The sequence below is a fragment of the Nostoc sp. CALU 546 genome (assembly GCF_048836525.1).
In genome coordinates this window covers 74,656-91,889 of record NZ_JAWJTF010000027.1, presented here as the reverse complement: position 1 = coordinate 91,889, position 17,234 = coordinate 74,656, and the positions used below count along the sequence as shown (strand labels likewise).

14 protein-coding genes are annotated in these 17,234 nt (G+C 41.7%); 8 read left to right on the top strand and 6 right to left on the bottom strand.

Annotation, left to right across the window (positions count from 1 at the left end; translation table 11 throughout):
* Nucleotides 1–213: 213 nt before the first annotated feature.
* Entirely contained in the window at nucleotides 214–2,505 is a 2,292-nt protein-coding gene (locus RRG12_RS15935; RefSeq protein ID WP_420759960.1) for a glycogen debranching N-terminal domain-containing protein, read from the bottom strand.
* Nucleotides 2,506–3,501: 996 nt separating this feature from the next.
* Between RRG12_RS15935 and RRG12_RS15930 the strand changes: the two genes are divergently transcribed.
* From RRG12_RS15930 to trpE, 3 genes are all read left to right on the top strand, one after another.
* On the top strand, nucleotides 3,502–5,511 hold the full coding sequence (locus RRG12_RS15930; protein ID WP_069068167.1) for a DICT sensory domain-containing protein: 2,010 nt from the start codon (nucleotides 3,502–3,504) through the stop codon (nucleotides 5,509–5,511).
* 167 nt (nucleotides 5,512–5,678) lie between these two features.
* Complete coding sequence (locus RRG12_RS15925) at nucleotides 5,679–6,101, top strand: photosystem I reaction center subunit II PsaD (RefSeq protein WP_069068168.1); 423 nt, start codon at nucleotides 5,679–5,681, stop codon at nucleotides 6,099–6,101.
* 172 nt (nucleotides 6,102–6,273) lie between these two features.
* Complete coding sequence (gene trpE, locus RRG12_RS15920) at nucleotides 6,274–7,803, top strand: anthranilate synthase component I (RefSeq protein ID WP_420759959.1); 1,530 nt, start codon at nucleotides 6,274–6,276, stop codon at nucleotides 7,801–7,803.
* Between the two features lie 751 nt (nucleotides 7,804–8,554).
* Here trpE and RRG12_RS15915 read toward each other — a convergent pair.
* On the bottom strand, nucleotides 8,555–8,791 hold the full coding sequence (locus RRG12_RS15915; protein WP_069068171.1) for a hypothetical protein: 237 nt from the start codon (nucleotides 8,789–8,791) through the stop codon (nucleotides 8,555–8,557).
* A 65-nt stretch (nucleotides 8,792–8,856) separates the two neighbouring features.
* Entirely contained in the window at nucleotides 8,857–9,069 is a 213-nt protein-coding gene (locus RRG12_RS15910; RefSeq protein WP_069068172.1) for a high light inducible protein, read from the bottom strand.
* Between the two features lie 602 nt (nucleotides 9,070–9,671).
* Here RRG12_RS15910 and RRG12_RS15905 point away from each other — a divergent pair.
* From RRG12_RS15905 to RRG12_RS15895, 3 genes are all read left to right on the top strand, one after another.
* Nucleotides 9,672–10,634, top strand: a complete 963-nt coding sequence (locus RRG12_RS15905; protein WP_069068173.1) for an orange carotenoid protein N-terminal domain-containing protein — start codon at nucleotides 9,672–9,674, stop codon at nucleotides 10,632–10,634.
* A gap of 175 nt (nucleotides 10,635–10,809) precedes the next feature.
* The gene (locus RRG12_RS15900) at nucleotides 10,810–11,454 is read left to right on the top strand and encodes a pentapeptide repeat-containing protein (RefSeq protein WP_420759958.1); all 645 of its coding nucleotides are present in this window, start codon (nucleotides 10,810–10,812) and stop codon (nucleotides 11,452–11,454) included.
* A gap of 76 nt (nucleotides 11,455–11,530) precedes the next feature.
* Nucleotides 11,531–11,680, top strand: a complete 150-nt coding sequence (locus tag RRG12_RS15895; RefSeq protein ID WP_420759957.1) for a hypothetical protein — start codon at nucleotides 11,531–11,533, stop codon at nucleotides 11,678–11,680.
* A gap of 9 nt (nucleotides 11,681–11,689) precedes the next feature.
* Here the strand turns inward: RRG12_RS15895 and RRG12_RS15890 are convergent, their stop codons facing one another.
* Genes RRG12_RS15890 through RRG12_RS15880 form a run of 3 tightly spaced genes read right to left on the bottom strand, consistent with a single transcriptional unit; the run spans nucleotide 11,690 to nucleotide 15,019 of the window.
* The gene (locus RRG12_RS15890) at nucleotides 11,690–13,960 is read right to left on the bottom strand and encodes a Piwi domain-containing protein (RefSeq protein ID WP_420759956.1); all 2,271 of its coding nucleotides are present in this window, start codon (nucleotides 13,958–13,960) and stop codon (nucleotides 11,690–11,692) included.
* Nucleotides 13,957–14,778 (bottom strand): PD-(D/E)XK nuclease family protein, encoded by an 822-nt coding sequence (locus RRG12_RS15885; protein ID WP_420759955.1) that lies wholly within the window; start codon nucleotides 14,776–14,778, stop codon nucleotides 13,957–13,959. The genes RRG12_RS15890 and RRG12_RS15885 overlap by 4 nt, the downstream gene beginning before the upstream one ends.
* 37 nt (nucleotides 14,779–14,815) lie before the next feature.
* Nucleotides 14,816–15,019, bottom strand: coding sequence for a hypothetical protein (locus RRG12_RS15880; protein ID WP_420759954.1), 204 nt, complete (start codon nucleotides 15,017–15,019; stop codon nucleotides 14,816–14,818).
* 355 nt (nucleotides 15,020–15,374) lie between these two features.
* Here RRG12_RS15880 and RRG12_RS15875 point away from each other — a divergent pair, with 355 nt between their 5' ends.
* Nucleotides 15,375–16,460, top strand: a complete 1,086-nt coding sequence (locus tag RRG12_RS15875) for a helix-turn-helix domain-containing protein (RefSeq protein ID WP_420759953.1) — start codon at nucleotides 15,375–15,377, stop codon at nucleotides 16,458–16,460.
* A 23-nt stretch (nucleotides 16,461–16,483) separates the two neighbouring features.
* Nucleotides 16,484–17,179 carry an ImmA/IrrE family metallo-endopeptidase gene (locus RRG12_RS15870; protein ID WP_420759952.1) on the top strand — a complete coding sequence of 232 codons (696 nt, stop codon included), beginning with the start codon at nucleotides 16,484–16,486 and terminating at the stop codon, nucleotides 17,177–17,179.
* Nucleotides 17,180–17,234 lie beyond the last annotated feature (55 nt).

Genomic DNA, 17,234 nt, shown 5'->3' with positions numbered 1-17,234 from the left:
TCTACTTAGCGATCGCTCTTTAGCAAAACTTTGCGATTTACTGAAAATAGGGAGTAGTAAATTCCCCACTCCCCAATACTGCTTGGGTAAAGCATTTTGAACTCGGAATTGGGTAAGGGGAAAAGGGTAAAGGTTAAAGGTTTTTTCTTTCCCCTTTCCCCTTACCCTTTTCCCCAAAACCCGACAAGTATTGCCCCACTCCCTACTCCCTTTCTAAGCTTCGATAACTACCCGCAAGTTGCCCCGTTTTTTCGCAACGCGACAAGCAGTCGTAGTTCCAGAACGCTCGAATTCCAAATCGAGGATGGTGGGGCCGACTCGCAAATTATGAAATGACAGACGATTAATCGATTCTGGCAAAGCGGGGTCGATTATTCGCAAGCAGTTATTTTGAGCATCAGGCACCAAGTTCACCATCATTTGCAGTAGTTGGAAGATACTACCAGTAGCCCAAGCTTGGGGAGTGCAGGCAACTGGATACTGCACAGGAGCATTATCACCGTTCCGTTCGTAGCCGCAAAAAAGTTCTGGAGGACGTTGATAGGGTTGTTGCTCAGTCATGTCAAATAAACCTTGGAATATTTCTAAGGCTTGATCGATCAGACCGAGCGATCGCAATCCCATTGCAATCAGAGCGTTATCATGGGGCCAAACCGAACCAATGTGATAACCCATCGGATTATAAGCGGGTGACAAACTACTCAGAGTCCGAATGCCCCAACCATTAAACATATCTGGTGCCCGCAACCGTTCTGCTACACTATGAGCTTTTTCGTCTGTGAAGAGTCCCAAATGCAGACAATGCCCAGGATTTGAGGTAATACTGTCTACTGGCTTGCCATCTCCATCCAAAGCCAAGGCGCAGAAATCTTGGTCTTCCACCCAAAAATCTCTATTAAAACGAACCTTAAGATTTCTGGCCTCTTCTTGCCAACGATCTGCCAAATCAAGCCGCTTTTTCATCCTAGCTATTTCTGCTAGGCGCATTTTTGCAGCATAAACATAAGCTTGCACCTCACAAAGGGCAATTGGGCCGTTGGCTAATTCTCCCTTGTGGTTTACGATACAGTCGCCAGAGTCTTTCCAACCTTGGTTAGCAAGACCGCGTTTAGATGTACGGAAGTAACTCAGGTAGCTGGTTTGTTTGGTGTTGCGATCGATCCACTCCATTGCTGCTAGAGCATTGGGCCAAAGTTGCTCTAGGAGTTCTTGATCGTGAGTCCAAGCATAATGTTCGGCATAGAGCAGCAGCCACAGAGGAGTGGCATCAACTGTACCGTAGTAAGGTGTATGGGGAATTTCTTGACAACGAGCCATTTCTCCTAAACGTAACTCGTGCAAAATCTTACCCGGTTCTTCTTCGCGCCATTCGTCGTCGATTTTACCTTGGTATGTCGCAAGTAATATCAGGGTTTCCTTGGCGATTTGCGAGTTTAACATCAGGGTTTGAGAAGCTGTAATCAGCGAATCTCGCCCAAATAGTGTCGAAAACCACGGCACTCCGGCGGAAACAGTCTTATGCTTCCCAAAAGATTGGCGCAACAAATACATATCTTGTTCAGCCCGCTCAATCACTCGATTGAAGGTACTCTTATCTGAGCTAATGCGGGTAATTTGTTGTACCCAGTGTTGCTCCTCCATCCACTCAGCAGCTTTCGCTTGTCCTAAGGTAGTGGCGGCGCTCACGGTTGAACTGGACTGGTTGTTTCTCAACATATTCACTCGGTAGCCCAGCTTTTGAGTTTCGTGAGAAGCTAACTCTAGCTGCCAAACCGCAGTGTACCCTTTGAAATAGTCTGGTTGCCGATGCTGGAATAGAATTCGGGATTCCATCACCGAGCCATCCAAACCTTGATAGGCGAGTGTCAAGGATTCTTCTTTAGGGGCGGATGGCTCTTTGTGTACAGGCGCAACGCTATCGACCTGAGAAAATGTTCCTTCTTCAGCCGTCGGTTCCACTAGACGTAAAAGCCGACCTCGTTTTTCTCTGTCATAGCCCCGGACTTCAAATAAATCAACAAAATCCGCATCAAAGCTGATACTTAGTTCAAAATTGACAGTGGTTGTGCTGTAGTTAGATACTTCTATTTCTTCAAATAGCGCTCCATTCAGAACTATTTCTCGGCGAATTCCGATAGTTTCGGCTTTCAGGCGTTCGTCGATTCTGGGGTTAGTACACAAAATTGAGAGTGAAAACCCTTTTTCAGCAGTACTACTGAGGAGTACAGGCGATCGCCCTTCAATTTGCAGCTCCAAGCGATTGAGAAATCTCGTATCACAACAAAACAGTCCCATGCTGGGATTGCCATCGTTGAGGGAACAGCCAGAAATATTCCCGATAGTATCTGTCACAAAAAATAAATCATCATCTTTAACCGTCAGTGTCGGTTGTGGTCTTTCACTCACAACACAAGGCCACTCAGGAATAGGTAATTGTTCGGCAGGAATAAAAGTTTTTCCATCCAGGAAAATTTTTTCCGGGGTCATTAATGTATCCGGTGTCATGAGCCAAAGTTCCGTGTACAGGTCTATATTTTTGTGATCTTTTGAGTAGAGGTCTTTTACGCAAGAGGCAGCGGGGAAAGAAAAAATACCCTTTTGCTTTGGGACAGAGCAACTAGATTTATTCAGGTTGAAAAAAGAAAGATTTGGGTCAAGACACACAGTCTAAACAAAAAACAGCATCTCGTAGAGAGACACAAGGTGCAAAGTCAGGTCAATTATCTTACCCCTGCTTTTAAGTATGGGATTTTCCCCTGCCCCCCATCTCTCTCCTTCTTGTTGATCCTCACAACTTCCGAAAAAAGACGCTGTCTAAAACTCGTTTGAGCCATTGGAGCCAAAATAATCCTTACACACTGCTAAGAAAATAGCAGCGGTCAAATCTATATAAACAAATATTGATAATTTTATATTCTATAAGGCTCAAGTCAAGACTGAAAACTGAGGGTTTTGAGATAATTCATTAGTCGTTGAACTTTCAGAGACACAAGTTATATAGTATACTCAGAAAAAATGCTACATTCAGAGTTTTCATTGGTATACAGAGCATTTGTTCCATATCTATTATACAATTTTGTTTTAAATATATTTGGTATTTGATTAGACTAAATTATGATAATTAATTAATTTATTAAATTTAATCACTAATCATGGGCTAAATTATGTGAATGTCAATGAGCAGTGGTAATTAATAAACACAGTAGTTAAAACCATACAATAATTAGTGTTTTAGTACTTACTCCTGAAAGATTTTACCTGTGCAAGCAAATGGCAAAGTTGGGCGAGAATGTATATTGGGCTTAGTAGGTTGTCAATCAACAAATCAAGTTGTACGCACTCTCCTAGTTGGTAACGAAGTGTTACGCCTGCTTTAGTGAAAAGCGCTTTTTAGCGTTCTTTACATATTGCAACTGTCTATTTAACTTGAGAGTCCCTTGGAATTTGTACAATGCAGCTGTGACGTGGATCTTGTCGAGGTTGAGCGTTTAACAATAATTCATGAGCATTTCGACTTCTGTGCTGAGTGATCTGCTAAAGTCCCTACCCTACTTGCGGCCCCAGCTATATTTTAAGGCTTCATTAACGGCGCTCTCCCACGCGATGGAAGATCAAGTTTTGGCTGCGACTTTAGCTCAACCCCTTGTAATTGCTAGTTTCCAGCGAGAGCGATTCTACCGCCAAGAAGCTCATCGCTACCAGCGACTAGCCTTACGAAGTAATCAAATATACGTATTATCTGCTCCAGAAACGGATTTCGCCAACAGTTCAGAACACTACGAAAAAGTCGCTTTTGAGCCAACGGATGGCTTAAGTCAAGAGTGGCACTTGGTAGTGATTGCTGACAATTATGCTACTTGTCTGGTTTGTCGGGAAAACCTTGGTTCTATTGCCAAAAACAAGCCATTAACGGAACTAAGCCCTAATCTGGATATCGATACAGCGCGAAGATTTGAGGGAATTTGGACATCGGAAAGGGGAGTTAGCCTCAAAGCCGCCGAATTGCTGTTAGACAGGATTTTAGTTTACAGACCAGAACTGGCAAGTAAAATTCAACAAGCACGTCAGAGGTTTGGCATCGGGGAGCCGCGCAACCACTCTGGAGCCGAACAGGACAATGAATATGCTTGTGACATTGATACAGATCCTTTTGTGCAGCGCTTAGTAACTTATTTGCAAGCTAGTCAGTACAAATTGCACAAAGCCTACCGTTCCATTGCTGCCCAAGCACGAAAAGAACGATTAGTCAACTCAATTAGTACTGCCATTCGGCGATCGCTCGATCCTCATGAAGTTCTTCAGGTGGCGGCACAAGAATTAGGACAACACCTAGAAGCTTGTCGCTGTTTAATTTACCGCGCTCAAGCCACAGATAGCCAAGCCATAATTGAACACGAATTTTTGACACCCGGTGTTTTATCTGTTCGTGGGCAAACCTGGGAGTTAGAGCAAAATTCCCTATTTCGGGACATAGTGGAACAAGGAGAAGGTGTTTGTATTAGCGATACGCTGAATGACCCTCGTGTTAATAATTCGCCAGGACTTTCCTTGATTGCCAAAAAATTTGCCATTCGTTCTTGGCTGATGGAACCAGTGTTTTATCAGGGGCGATTATTGGGCATTGTGGAATTGCACTATTGTCGGATGCCACCGCACGAGTGCCAACCTGGGGAATTGGATCTGGTAGAAGCGATCGCTACCCAAGTAGGAGCAGCTCTTATCCAAGCAGAAGCTTATGCTAACCTAGAAGAACTTAACCAGCAGCTAGAAGCTCTAGACCGCACCCGCAGCAACCTCATAGCCATTACCGGACATGAACTGCGTACCCCCCTATCCACAATTCAAGTGTGCCTAGAAAGTCTCGCTACCGAACCGGATATGCCCTTGGAGTTGCAGCAGATCATGCTCAACACCGCTCTTTCCGACTCGGAACGGATGCGAAAACTGGTACAAGATTTCCTCACACTTTCCAACTTGGAAAGCGGCCGGGTGGAATGGCACCCAGAATCCCTCACCTTACAAGAATGTGTGGATTTAGCACTTAGCCGAAATCGCACGCGTTCCTCAACGGAAAAGCCGCCCCAAGTTAAAACTCAAATTGCCGAAAACCTACCTTTGGTAAGAGCAGACGGTGATTGGTTAGTAGAGGTACTGGCAAAACTCATGGACAATGCTTTTAAATTTACGCCACCCCAAGGAGAAATCACCATTAAAGCGATTTACAACAGCCGTCAGATGGTCGAGGTGAGTGTAGTTGACACTGGACGCGGCATTGAACCGAATCGATTAGAAGTAGTTTTTGACCGCTTCTATCAAGAAGAGGGAGCGCTACGTCGTACTACTGGTGGAACTGGACTTGGTTTAGCAATTTGCCGTCAAATTGTTAACGGCTGGGGTGGGGAAATTTGGGCAGAGTCAACTGGCAAAGATCAGGGTAGTCAGTTTCACTTCACCATCCCAATTGTTCAGAGTAGCCAAGAGGAAAAGCGGACAAAAGTCAAGAGTAAATAGGGATTGGGGATTGGGTACTGGGGCATTGGGCATTGGGCATTGGTTTTTAACAAAGGACTAATGACTAATGACTAATGACTAAAAACTGTTACAGTCTATGACGCGATCGCAATATGATCCTGGTTGCAGTGTTAGGATTCCCTAAAAACGTTGAGAGAATCGACTTTATGGCAGAAACACTCTCTGGACAAACCCCGCTATTTGCTGGCAGCACTGGTGGCTTGCTAAACAAAGCACAAGTTGAAGAAAAGTACGCTATCACTTGGACTAGCCCGAAAGAGCAAGTATTTGAATTGCCTACAGGTGGTGCTGCTGTTATGCGGAAAGGTGAAAACCTGCTGTATATAGCTCGTAAAGAATATGGCATCTTTTTGGGCGGTCAGCAACTTCGCAAACTCAAAATCACAGACTACAAAGTTTACCGGATTTTACCCAACGGAGAAACTACCTTACTTCACCCAGCTGATGGTGTCTTCCCCGAAAAAGTAAATGAAGGTCGTGAAAAAGTGCGTTATGTCCCACGCAGCATTGGGCAAAACCCCAATCCATCACAACTCAAGTTTAGTGGTAAAGCTACCCACGACGTATAGGGACTAGGGATTTGGGACTGGGGACTGGGGACTAGGGATTGGGGACTGGGGACTGGGGACTGGGAATTATAAACAAAATTCTTCCCAATGCCCCATGCCCCATTCCCCATGCCCCATTCCCCATGCCCAATGTCCCATGCCCCATTCCCCATGCCCAATCCCTTAAGTATTTATGGTATTCCCCGATTTCTCCGAATTTTCTCAGCTAGCTCTACAAGGTAACTTTGTTCCCGTGTATCAAGAATGGGTGGCGGATTTAGATACGCCCGTATCTGCTTGGTATAAAGTTTGTGCGGGTCAGCCTTATAGCTTTTTGTTGGAATCCATAGAAGGTGGGGAAAAACTAGGACGCTATAGTTTAGTGGGGTGCGATCCGGTATGGGTTTTGGAAGCAAGAGGCGATCGCACGACTCAGAAAAACCGCGATGGTTCACAGGTCGTTTTTGCTGGCGACCCTTTTACAGCTTTAGCTGAATGTTTAGCACCTTATCACCCAGTAAAATTACCGCAGCTACCGCCAGGAATTGGCGGTTTGTTTGGGTTTTGGGGCTATGAATTGATTCACTGGATTGAGCCGCGTGTACCAATTTATCCACCAGATGAGCGAAATATCCCTGATGGATTGTGGATGCAGGTAGACCACCTATTGATTTTTGACCAGGTGAAGCGGAAAATTTGGGCGATCGCTTACGCTGATTTACGTGACCCGAATGTAGATTTAAAAGCAGCATATCAACAAGCTAGCGATCGCGTCACCCAAATGCTCGAAAAGCTATCTCTACCACTATCGCCCGAAAAAACTAGATTGGAATGGAATCCGCCAGGGAGTAGAGGAGCAGAGGAGCAGGGGAGCAGAGGGACAGAGGAGTATAAGAGTAATTTTACCCGCCCTGATTTTTGTGCCAGTGTTGAAAAGGCGAAAGATTACATTAAAGCAGGTGATATTTTCCAAGTAGTAATTTCTCAGCGACTATCAACAACATACACAGGCGACCCTTTTGCTCTTTATCGTTCCCTACGACAGGTAAATCCTTCGCCTTACATGGCTTACTTTAACTTCCAAGATTGGCAAATTATCGGTTCTAGTCCAGAAGTGATGGTGAAAGCCGAAACCGATGCAGATGGTGGAGTGATAGCAACGGTACGGCCAATTGCTGGGACACGTCCACGGGGTAAAACTACTCAGGAAGATGCAGCCTATGCTCAAGATTTACTCCAAGACCCCAAGGAAATTGCCGAACACGTGATGCTTGTGGATTTAGGGCGGAATGATTTGGGGCGTGTTTGTGAAAGTGGTAGCGTCAAAGTTGATGAATTAATGGTAGTTGAGCGCTACTCCCATGTGATGCACATTGTCAGCAATGTTGTGGGTAAATTAGCACTTGGTAAAACAGCATGGGATTTACTGAAAGCTTCCTTCCCAGCCGGTACGGTAAGCGGCGCACCCAAAATTAGGGCGATGGAGATTATCCACGAATTAGAATCTAGTCGTCGGGGTGTTTATTCCGGTGTGTATGGATATTACGATTTTGAAGGACAATTAAATACTGCGATCGCAATCCGCACAATGGTAGTGCATGATAATACGGTGAGCGTACAAGCCGGCGCAGGCTTGGTGGCTGATTCTGAGCCAGAGAAAGAATATGAAGAGACGCTGAATAAAGCTAGAGGTCTATTAGAGGCGATTCGTTGTTTGCGTTGAATTGAAGAAGGGAATAGGGAATAGGGAATAGGGAATAGGGAATAGGGTACAGATTATTCCCTGTTACCTGTCACCTCTGCTCTAATCCTCAATCCCTTTTATCGAGGAAAGCAGGAGGCAGAGGGCAGGAGGCAGGACGATAATTGCCCGACGCTCCTCTCCTGAGCTACCGCTGCGCTATCTGTTTCCTGCCGCAAACATAGAGAGCAAGGGTTTAAGACAAGAACTCCAAATTTTCAATTTGGTGGCTCTTTTTCAGGAGAGGTTTGAATCCCCAACTGAGGTAAAACTTTCTGCCTCCTGCCTTCTGCCTCCTGCCTTCTGCCTCCTGCCTCCTGCCTCCTGCCTCCTGCCTCCTTCAAAGTTACTTTCGCGTAAAGTTAATCGCACACTGATTTTTGTTGGTTAATTGTAAAACCGGACTTGATATTAGTACAGAAATAGTTCGATCTGCTGTATGAGAATCCAGACCAGATTTTAAAAGTTGATATATCAATATCCTTCTATTTTGAATTACATAGGTTTTACTTTGAACTGCAAGATATTTGGAAACAATTTGTGCTACTTCTAAACCCACGTATCCGCAATACCGTGACAAATTGGGAAGCTTTATAAATCCAATCAACATCAAACTTTTTCCAAAGCTAAACGGAGTTTTTTAGACCTATTGAAAACTGAAAAGAAGTCCTGGTATCCAAATCCAAGACCTCCATTGAAGTTACCACTGACTAGAAATCAACAAACTTGCTCATCATAATTGGCTGAAGTAAATCGCCCAAAGAATTCCAGTTACTCCAATGGCAGCTAAAAGGTTAGTGAAAAATCTGCCAAATTCAACTTCTTGTCCCAATCCCTTGTCGTCTTGACCGGCGGTGAAAAATAATGACCAGGCTTGATTTGCATTGATAGTCTCAAAGTTGTTGAAATCAGGTCTAAAAACAACGGGCCCAATCAAATCTTTTTTGGGATAATCAAAATCAGTTTTCATAAGCTTGCCTCTAAATTGTTTTATTTGTCAACTGAAGAAAATTCGTAAATCTCAAGGTTTCTTCTCTAAAGGTTGGTTAGCCATCCAATCAAACCGTGTCCGGTGATCACTTCCAAAGCTATGAGTGAGACAAAACCAATCATTGCCAAACGACCATTGAGTTTTTCGGCATATTCGGTGAAGCCTGTCCGTGGGGTTTCATCAACATAAACCTTGGGTTCAATCGCAAATCTGTTGAGTTGCCCACGTTCATTAATGGTAAAACCTTTACTTGTCATCTTTTACTCCTTATTTTTGTTTTCTGTAAACAAACAATAACTATTGTAAATATTTTTTGCAACTACTTGACACACTGAAAAAAGTAGTAAGAACCGTACTAAGTAAGTAGGGTATTCGGATTTGTGCGAGAAGTAGGCGATGTCTATGGTCGGCTACGCCTACGCTCTTAAAAGTGAATACACACAACGGTACTAATTGTGTTTAATAAAACTTATCGTTTATATAAACAGAAGTTATTAATGTATGGCTGAGAAAGTATTGCTTATTTGTAACGAAATTGTTATGTTTCTTTACATAAAGATACAAAATCAAATTCAATGCGTTAAACCACTGTTAATCAAGGCTTTCTAAATAACTATACAGTTGAGCCTGCAATTTGCTTTGCCGAGTATCCAAACTCAACGGCAACAGAATTGCTATGCCTAGCAATATCTACGACGGGTTGTGAGGCTTGTAATCCTACGGGGAAGCAAGCTATCGCAGGTGAGGCAAAAACAGCTAAGTGCCTTTGTTAACAGCTAAACGTATTTCTCCTCTGTGCTTTGCACATTTGATTTTTCACATTCGATAGAACTGTAATTTTCTTTTTGGAATTTCTGCTATGTCTTTTACCATCCAGTCGGCTCAAAGTATTTTTCCCGGAACCCTAGTTGCTGATGTTGTTCCAACCGTTGTTGAATCCTTCTCTAAGCTGAATGCTGAAGATCAACTAGCATTACTCTGGTTTGCCTATACCGAGATGGGTAGAAGTATTACAGTTGCGGCTCCTGGAGCAGCCAACATGATCCTCGCACAAGGCTTACTCGAACAAATTAAGCAGATGCCTTTTGAGGCTCAAACGCAAGTCATGTACGATTTGGCTAACCGTGCTGACACTCCCCTCTGCCGTTCCTATGCATCTTTCACCGTGAATATCAAGTTGGGCTTCTGGTATCAGTTAGGAGAATGGATGGCCCAAGGAATCGTTGCTCCTATCCCAGAAGGCTACAAACTTTCTCCCAAAGCTGCTGACGTGTTGCAAGCAATCCGCAATGCTGATTCCGGTCAACAAATCACAATCCTACGCAATACCGTAATTAGCATGGGATTCGACCCGAACGCTCCTGGCAGTTACAAAAAAGTTTCAGAACCGGTAGCTCCTCCCACTGCACCAGCGTTTCGGACTAAAGTCACCATCGAGGGTGTAGACAATCCGACGGTGTTGGGCTACATCAACAACATGAATGCCAATGACTTTGATGCTGCGGTTTCTCTGTTTACCTCTGAAGGTGCTTTGCAACCTCCCTTTGAAAGACCGATTGTTGGTCAAGAGGCAATCCGGGCTTACATGCGTGAAGAATGCCAGGGATTGAAGATGATCCCAGAGCGCGGTGTATCTGAGCCAGTGGAAGATGGCTACACCCAACTTAAAATCACCGGTAAAGTCCAAACCCCTTGGTTCGGTGCTAGTGTGGGGATGAATATTGCATGGCGGTTTTTGCTAGATCCCCAAGGCAAAATATTCTTTGTAGCGATTGACTTGCTTGCTTCTCCTAAAGAACTGCTCAACCTAGTACGTAAATAGAGCGCTAGATTAGTCGCTGCTTAAGCGTGGATTAGTGAGGCATCTTGCCACGCTTAAGCAAAACAAACTGATAACGGCTTTTTTGGCATATTCGTCCTGTGTGCGATCGTTGTTGAAGAAGAATCCAAAATTCAAAATTCAGAATCAATTGGATACTGTAATTTTCCGGTGAAAAATGGAGATTTGGGAATCGGGCTGTATGGATGCTGATGAACTTCTCAAACGTTATTGTGCAGGAGAGAGAAATTTCACTCAAGTAAGCCTGCACTTAGTTAACCTTAGCGAGGTGTGTTTAGCTGGAATCAATTTGGTTCGAGCTAACTTGGCTAACGCGACTTTATCACATGCCAACCTGCGCGGAGCAAACCTGATCGAAGCAAATTTGACTGCGGCGGCTCTCTGGAGAACCGACTTCAGTGGAGCAAATCTGATTTTGGCTAATCTCAAGGCTGCTAACTTGATACGGGCAACTCTCAGTCAGGTAGATTTGCATAAGGGAAGCCTTGTGAAAGCAGACTTGCGTTTAGCAGATTTGCATGATGCTGATCTCAGTGGTGCAAACTTGGCTGGAGCAGACTTGCGTTATACCAACCTTAGTGGTGCGAACTTGGCTGGGGCAAATCTCAGTGGTGCAAACCTGACTGGGGCAAATTTGAGCAATACAGACCTGAGTCATAGCAGTCTTGCCAAAGCTATTTTGTACAAAACTGATCTAAGTGATGTTGATTTCACGGAAGTAGACCTGACCGAGGTCGATTTGCACCACTGCTTATTTAACGGAGTTACCCTAACTGAAGGAAGCTTAATCAAAGCAGGTTGAGCGTTGCTGTTGTCTCATTAAAAATCCAAAATTTAAAAATCAGTCTTTTTCAAGGCAGTTTCAAATTTTTTTACTAATGAATGTCTCGAATTCTTTATTGCAAGATTTGTGCCAAGTTTTACCACATCTACAACCTCAAATCTATTTCAAGTCTTCGCTGGTGTCAGCTAAGATTGGCGATGATCGTATTTTTAGTATGAGAATAGCGATCGCCAAATACCTGTAATATTTAGTTCTAGAGCCAAAACTGGCGATCGCCTTCCACTGTACCTGGAGCAATTCCTTGTAACCGCCGATAAGCTATTTTGTCAGAACCGTATAATGGGACGGGTAAGCGAGGTTCTTTCAACGCCCCGTGATGTAGCAATGTCAGTTTAAGTGTAGCTTCTATTAAACTTTCAATTGATACTTGCTGTTCATGTTCAGGATCGGGAATAACCTTTAAACGCAGAGGATAAGGTAAACCCATTTTCTCAGACTTAACTTCAGTAGTGACCAAAATTACTTCATAGGGCGATAAGCGAAGAGCTAATCCTTTAGTTGGTGCTGTCACTACAGACTGCTGAAATTTATATAGTCGTGGAATCTGAGATTTTACACACTCTACCAAAATAAACTTTGAACCAATAACTTTTGCTCTTTCTCTTAAATTCTTTATTTCATCACCACAAAAACGTCCATCACGGTAAATTAGTACAGTTTTTTGTCTTAATTCAGCAGATGGTAAAAACCTCTCTAGCGTTCGTTTATCAATTGTTTCACCCTCTGTTAAAGCATCTTCTAGTCGGAAACGAATAAACTCCCCTCGCTTATCATATAGACGCACACTCGCACAGACATTTCTACTTCCAAATCCTTTCTTTTTAGAAATTCGGGAAACATCAAATCCGATAAAATAATCAGCAATTTCTAAAGGTTCAGCTAAAATAAAGGGTAAGTTTCCTAATTTTGCGAGAATTCCTGGAATTATCTGATGAAGGATATTACCATAATTACTAGTATTTTTTAATGTATCTTCATAAATTACTTGACTAGCAATTTCACGCCGAAGTAAACGTGAAGAAATAAAAGAATAAAAGCTACCATCATCACTATTATCAGCATGGCGATCGCTCTGAGGGAGAAATGTCAAAACAATGTCAGTAGGAATCGCCATTAATTCATTAATAGCTTGCTCAACTTTTTCTCTATCATCAGAGATGCTTGAACTACTTACTGATACACCAACTCGATGAACAATTATGGTTTCAAACCCATAGTAATTGAGACGTTTCTGAACTTCCCTGATAAAAGGATCTACCTTCAAATCACAAAGCTTCAAAGCTGTAATGCGAATCGGTGTTGCTTTATCTTCATATTGAGCTTGACGACGATAAACACCTCCTTGTGATAGTCCTTTAAGGACATCTCCTCTCCTACTTATAAAATTTTGACCATATTTATCTTTTCCAAATAGAAGTTGAGTATCTTCAAGCTTAAATTTTAGTGGCAGGAATAATTCAGAGAAATTACCGCTCTTTCTGCTATTAATACAGGTTTCCGATAACACAAATCCATAAATACTTAAAGCTAGTGCAGCTTCTTTTTTGTATGAAGCCAAACTATTTTGCCGCTCTTGATAAGGAATCTTAGCTTCTTTGAGTAAATCCCCATAGTTTACATCAAATTGTTTGGCAGTATCCTCTGTGATACAGGGAATAAGAGCGGCCATTGCATAAGGATACCGTTTTTTATTCTTACCAAATTGCACAAGTACAACAGGTTCATCTCTCGGTGCTTCACGAATAGCGATTTCACTGGTTGATGCAGGCTTATAGTTGAGTAATTCTTCTTCACGCTCACCAATAGTTCCTTCAATATCTACAATAGTAGCTGAACTGTTTTTTTCTATATCTCGAACATTTAAACCAATTAATAAATCTTTTGGATTTTGTCTATAAGGATGATTTTCGTAAAAATCAGATAATTTACCTTTGAATACAAAAGAACTGCGAATGGTTATAGCAATAGCTGGGTGTGAAATGTTTTTAATTTCAATTGCTTCCGCCCAAAATTTGGCTTCTCGTCTAACTTCAATTTTGTTAAATGGAATACTAAAATATGAAAATGTCCGTCTAATTTTTAATATTCTTATAGCTAGTTCAGAAAGGATATCAGCAGATATCTGTGGTTGGCTTACCCATTGAATTGAATAATAGCGATCGCCAATATCTTTTTTCAATTCCTCTTGAATTTCTGTTAAAGCTTTTCGCCATTCATCTAAACTTGGCATTGCTTGATCAGGTTTAGCTAAAACCCAGAAATTACCATCTGCAAAGATGGCCATAATATCAGGAAATTTCTGACTAAACCGCCAACCTAAGCGATTTCCTATTTCAGTATCTATTCTGGGAGTCAGTCGAAAGCAGATTAAGTTAGGTTGAGGAATATTTAGTAAAAATATCTCTGCCAAAAATATTGGGGATATATTAGTTTTTAAGGGGGATTGAAGCACACCAGCAGTCATGTAGAAACCTCTGATATAGTAAATTCACAAATTGAGTTAAACGAACAGTAGCGACAACTTACACCCGGATTTTGGGGAAATATTTGACTGAAATCAGCAGAATTTTTACGGTAGCGTCTCAATTCCTCTTGATGTCGTTGAGCTATTAAAGCGAGTTCTATCTGAAAAGCCTTAAGAGTGTTAGGTGTTGCGCTGATAGGTTCTGACCAGTTACCATTTTCTAAGTTATAAAAAGACGCTACTGCTTTTTGCTGGGGGTATCGGTAACTAGCAGCTAGTAAATAAATATACCCTTGTCGCCGATCAAAATCAGAGTGGCCAGTTTTGAAATCTAAAATGTGCAAAGTATCATCTTCTTCGGCAAAAATGCAGTCAATCGCAGCAAAGAAGTTAAAAGATTGATTACCCTGCTTAATCAGAATTGGTTCTGGAAAACCCTCATCACCTCGGCTAAGTTGAATAATTTTCTTCTCAGCAAGAATTGGATTTTGCTGGTAGTTTGTCAGTATTTGAAGTACTCGCTGCTGAACCAAATCTGACTCTTTCCGCAATTCCAGAATCTCTATCATTTGTTCTACAGCGTCTTCTTGATGTAACATCGGGGAGTTTTCATGAAACTCATAAACTCCCTTTTGTGCTAGTAGTCCAATTCGCACAGGAGTGCTATCACTTGCCAAGATTGCTGCAACCGCAGGTTCTCGCGATCGCGCTTTTGTAAAACCTCGTTTCATGTCACAGTGTAAGTGTTCTTTCCCTATGGGTGGAGAGTACTGCAACCATAAGTTGTAACTGACAAATGGTAGCCAATTTTGGCTCATTGATGTCAAACCCCAGAATTTAGCAGAGAAAAAAGTTTTACTTGGTTAGGATTTCGTAGATTGCTGTATATACACCAACCTCGGTTGCCATTTCCAAGGTATGTAAGCCTTCTAGCATCTGTTCGGCAGCCTTTATGAGTTGTGGATTGCGGCTTGATTTTTGAATTTCTTCAAGCAGAACTGGTAGAGGTCTACCAATAGAAAAACTCAGTTGTTCAGGGTTCAACGATTGTTTATTCATGCTTTTGCTCTTGTGTAACGAAATATAACTCAATGAACATCAGTACAACCGCCTGAATTGCCATACAATTTCAACAAGGCAAGATATAAGTTGTTCAGTATTGAACCATATTATGCAACCTGCACAATTGTTGTCAACTATTTAATTCATTCAAAACAAATGTTGAATTTTATTTTCAACACTGGTATTATCTATCTATGAGTGATTCAAAGGCTAAAAATTTTGGATAACTTATAGCCCAGCAACTCCTGAAAAGCTTTGTCAAATAAGGCTTTTAGCCTACTATCACTCAAACCGATAGAAGGCTTATTATTATTTATGCTTCAGGAAATGCGTTAGGCAGTTGAATGTAATTATGGATAAACAAGAGAGTCAGAGTTTTGGCAGGTGTATTTGGCAAGCTCGTAGAAAAAAGGGATTGAGTCAGCGTGAGCTAGCCGTAAAAGTAGGGGTGGACTACACCTATTTGTCCAAACTAGAAAACGACCACGTTGAACCAAGCGAGAAGGTGATCCGCTCGTTAGCAGAACATCTCAGTTTGAATGCAGAGGAGCTGATCTACCTAGCTGGACGTATGACTCAACGTGACTCGGATGCTTTTGAAGAATTGGTTAAGGCGAACTACAAAGAAATGCCTGCTTTATTTCGTCGAATGAGAGAAAGTCCGGGTATTGATTCTTTAGTTAACGCAAGAGATGAGCAAATTGCAAGACTACAAAAAGAAAATGCTGAACTCAGAGATAAGGTAGCAAAGCTTCAAAATCGCTTCTATTCTAAATATGAGATTGAAAACATAGCGAATGATCTTCTAAGTCGTATACAAATTTCATCTCAATATGCCCCGAAATTATCTATCGATACTACTAGGGTATGTGACTTTTTAAATTTGAGTATTTGTCATGCACAAATATCTCCTGATGAGCGGGGATTGATCATAGCTATGATTTTACCTTTAGAACGTACAATTTTGATAAATAATGATATTCCAGAAGTTCTAGGAGCTTTTACAGAATCAACAATTGCTCACGAAATAGGACATTGGTTACTTCATGTTAACAAGAATGAAAATGAAGCTTTATGGGAACAAACAGATATAAATAATGACATTAAAGAAACTAATAGTCCATTCTTCTGTCGTAGTGCTAGTGAGCCACTTGATAAATATATTGCTAGTAGTCAGCTTGATAAGATTGAATGGCAAGCCCAGTATTTTGCAAGCTGTCTGTTAATGCCTCGCCATGTATTGCAAAAAATAAGCAAAGGGCGTGATCTAACTAATTGGAAACATCTTTATATAATTAAAGATGAGCTTGGTGTAACAATATCTAATCTCATAAATAGGCTGCAAGATATTGGATGGATTTATATTCCTAAAGGTTCTAAGCAAATATTCCCTGGAAGTATGGAATCAGAATCTCAACGAATAAAGTATTGGTTATGAGTCAAGAATGTGAGGAGTAAAAAATGAACATCTTCAAAAAATATCAATTTTATAGCAAAGAACAAATTGAGTTGAAAGCTAATGAAGTTTTAAGAATTATGGAGGTTGAGAATTTTCCTCCAAAGTGGCCTTTTGAGGCTAGTCGTGCTGCTGATGCTTTGGGAATAATGATTGACAGGCAAAGCATACCTCCTGATACTCAAGGGTCAATAGTGGCTAAAATTCTCCCATTGGAGAGAAAGATTGTACTCAATGAATTAATTCCTAATCTAAATGGAGGATTTGAACAATCGACAATAGCTCATGAAATTGGACACTGGATACTCCATGTCAATCAAGATGAAGCTGACGGGTTTACAGAACAGTTAGAATTAAATCTAGGACTAGAAGATGTCACGAGATATTTTTTATGCCGCACTGTAGACGCTAAAATTAGCCAGATAAATATGAATAGCCAGTTAGGAAATATTGAATGGCAAGCTCAGTTTTTTGCTAGTTGTCTGTTAATGCCTATACACATTCTAGAGGCTACACGAAAAGGACGTGATTTAACTAACTGGAAACATCTTTATGCAATGAAAGACCAACTTGGTGTCACAATTTCTAATTTGATAAATCGCCTAGAAGACCTCGACTGGATTAACATTCCTAAGGGATCTAAGCAAATCTATCTGGGTAAAGCTGCACCGAATGGGCAGACAAATTTATTTAATAGGTAAAGTGCGATCGCACTCCATTATCTCCTGGCAGCGATGTCTACGACGGGCTACGCCT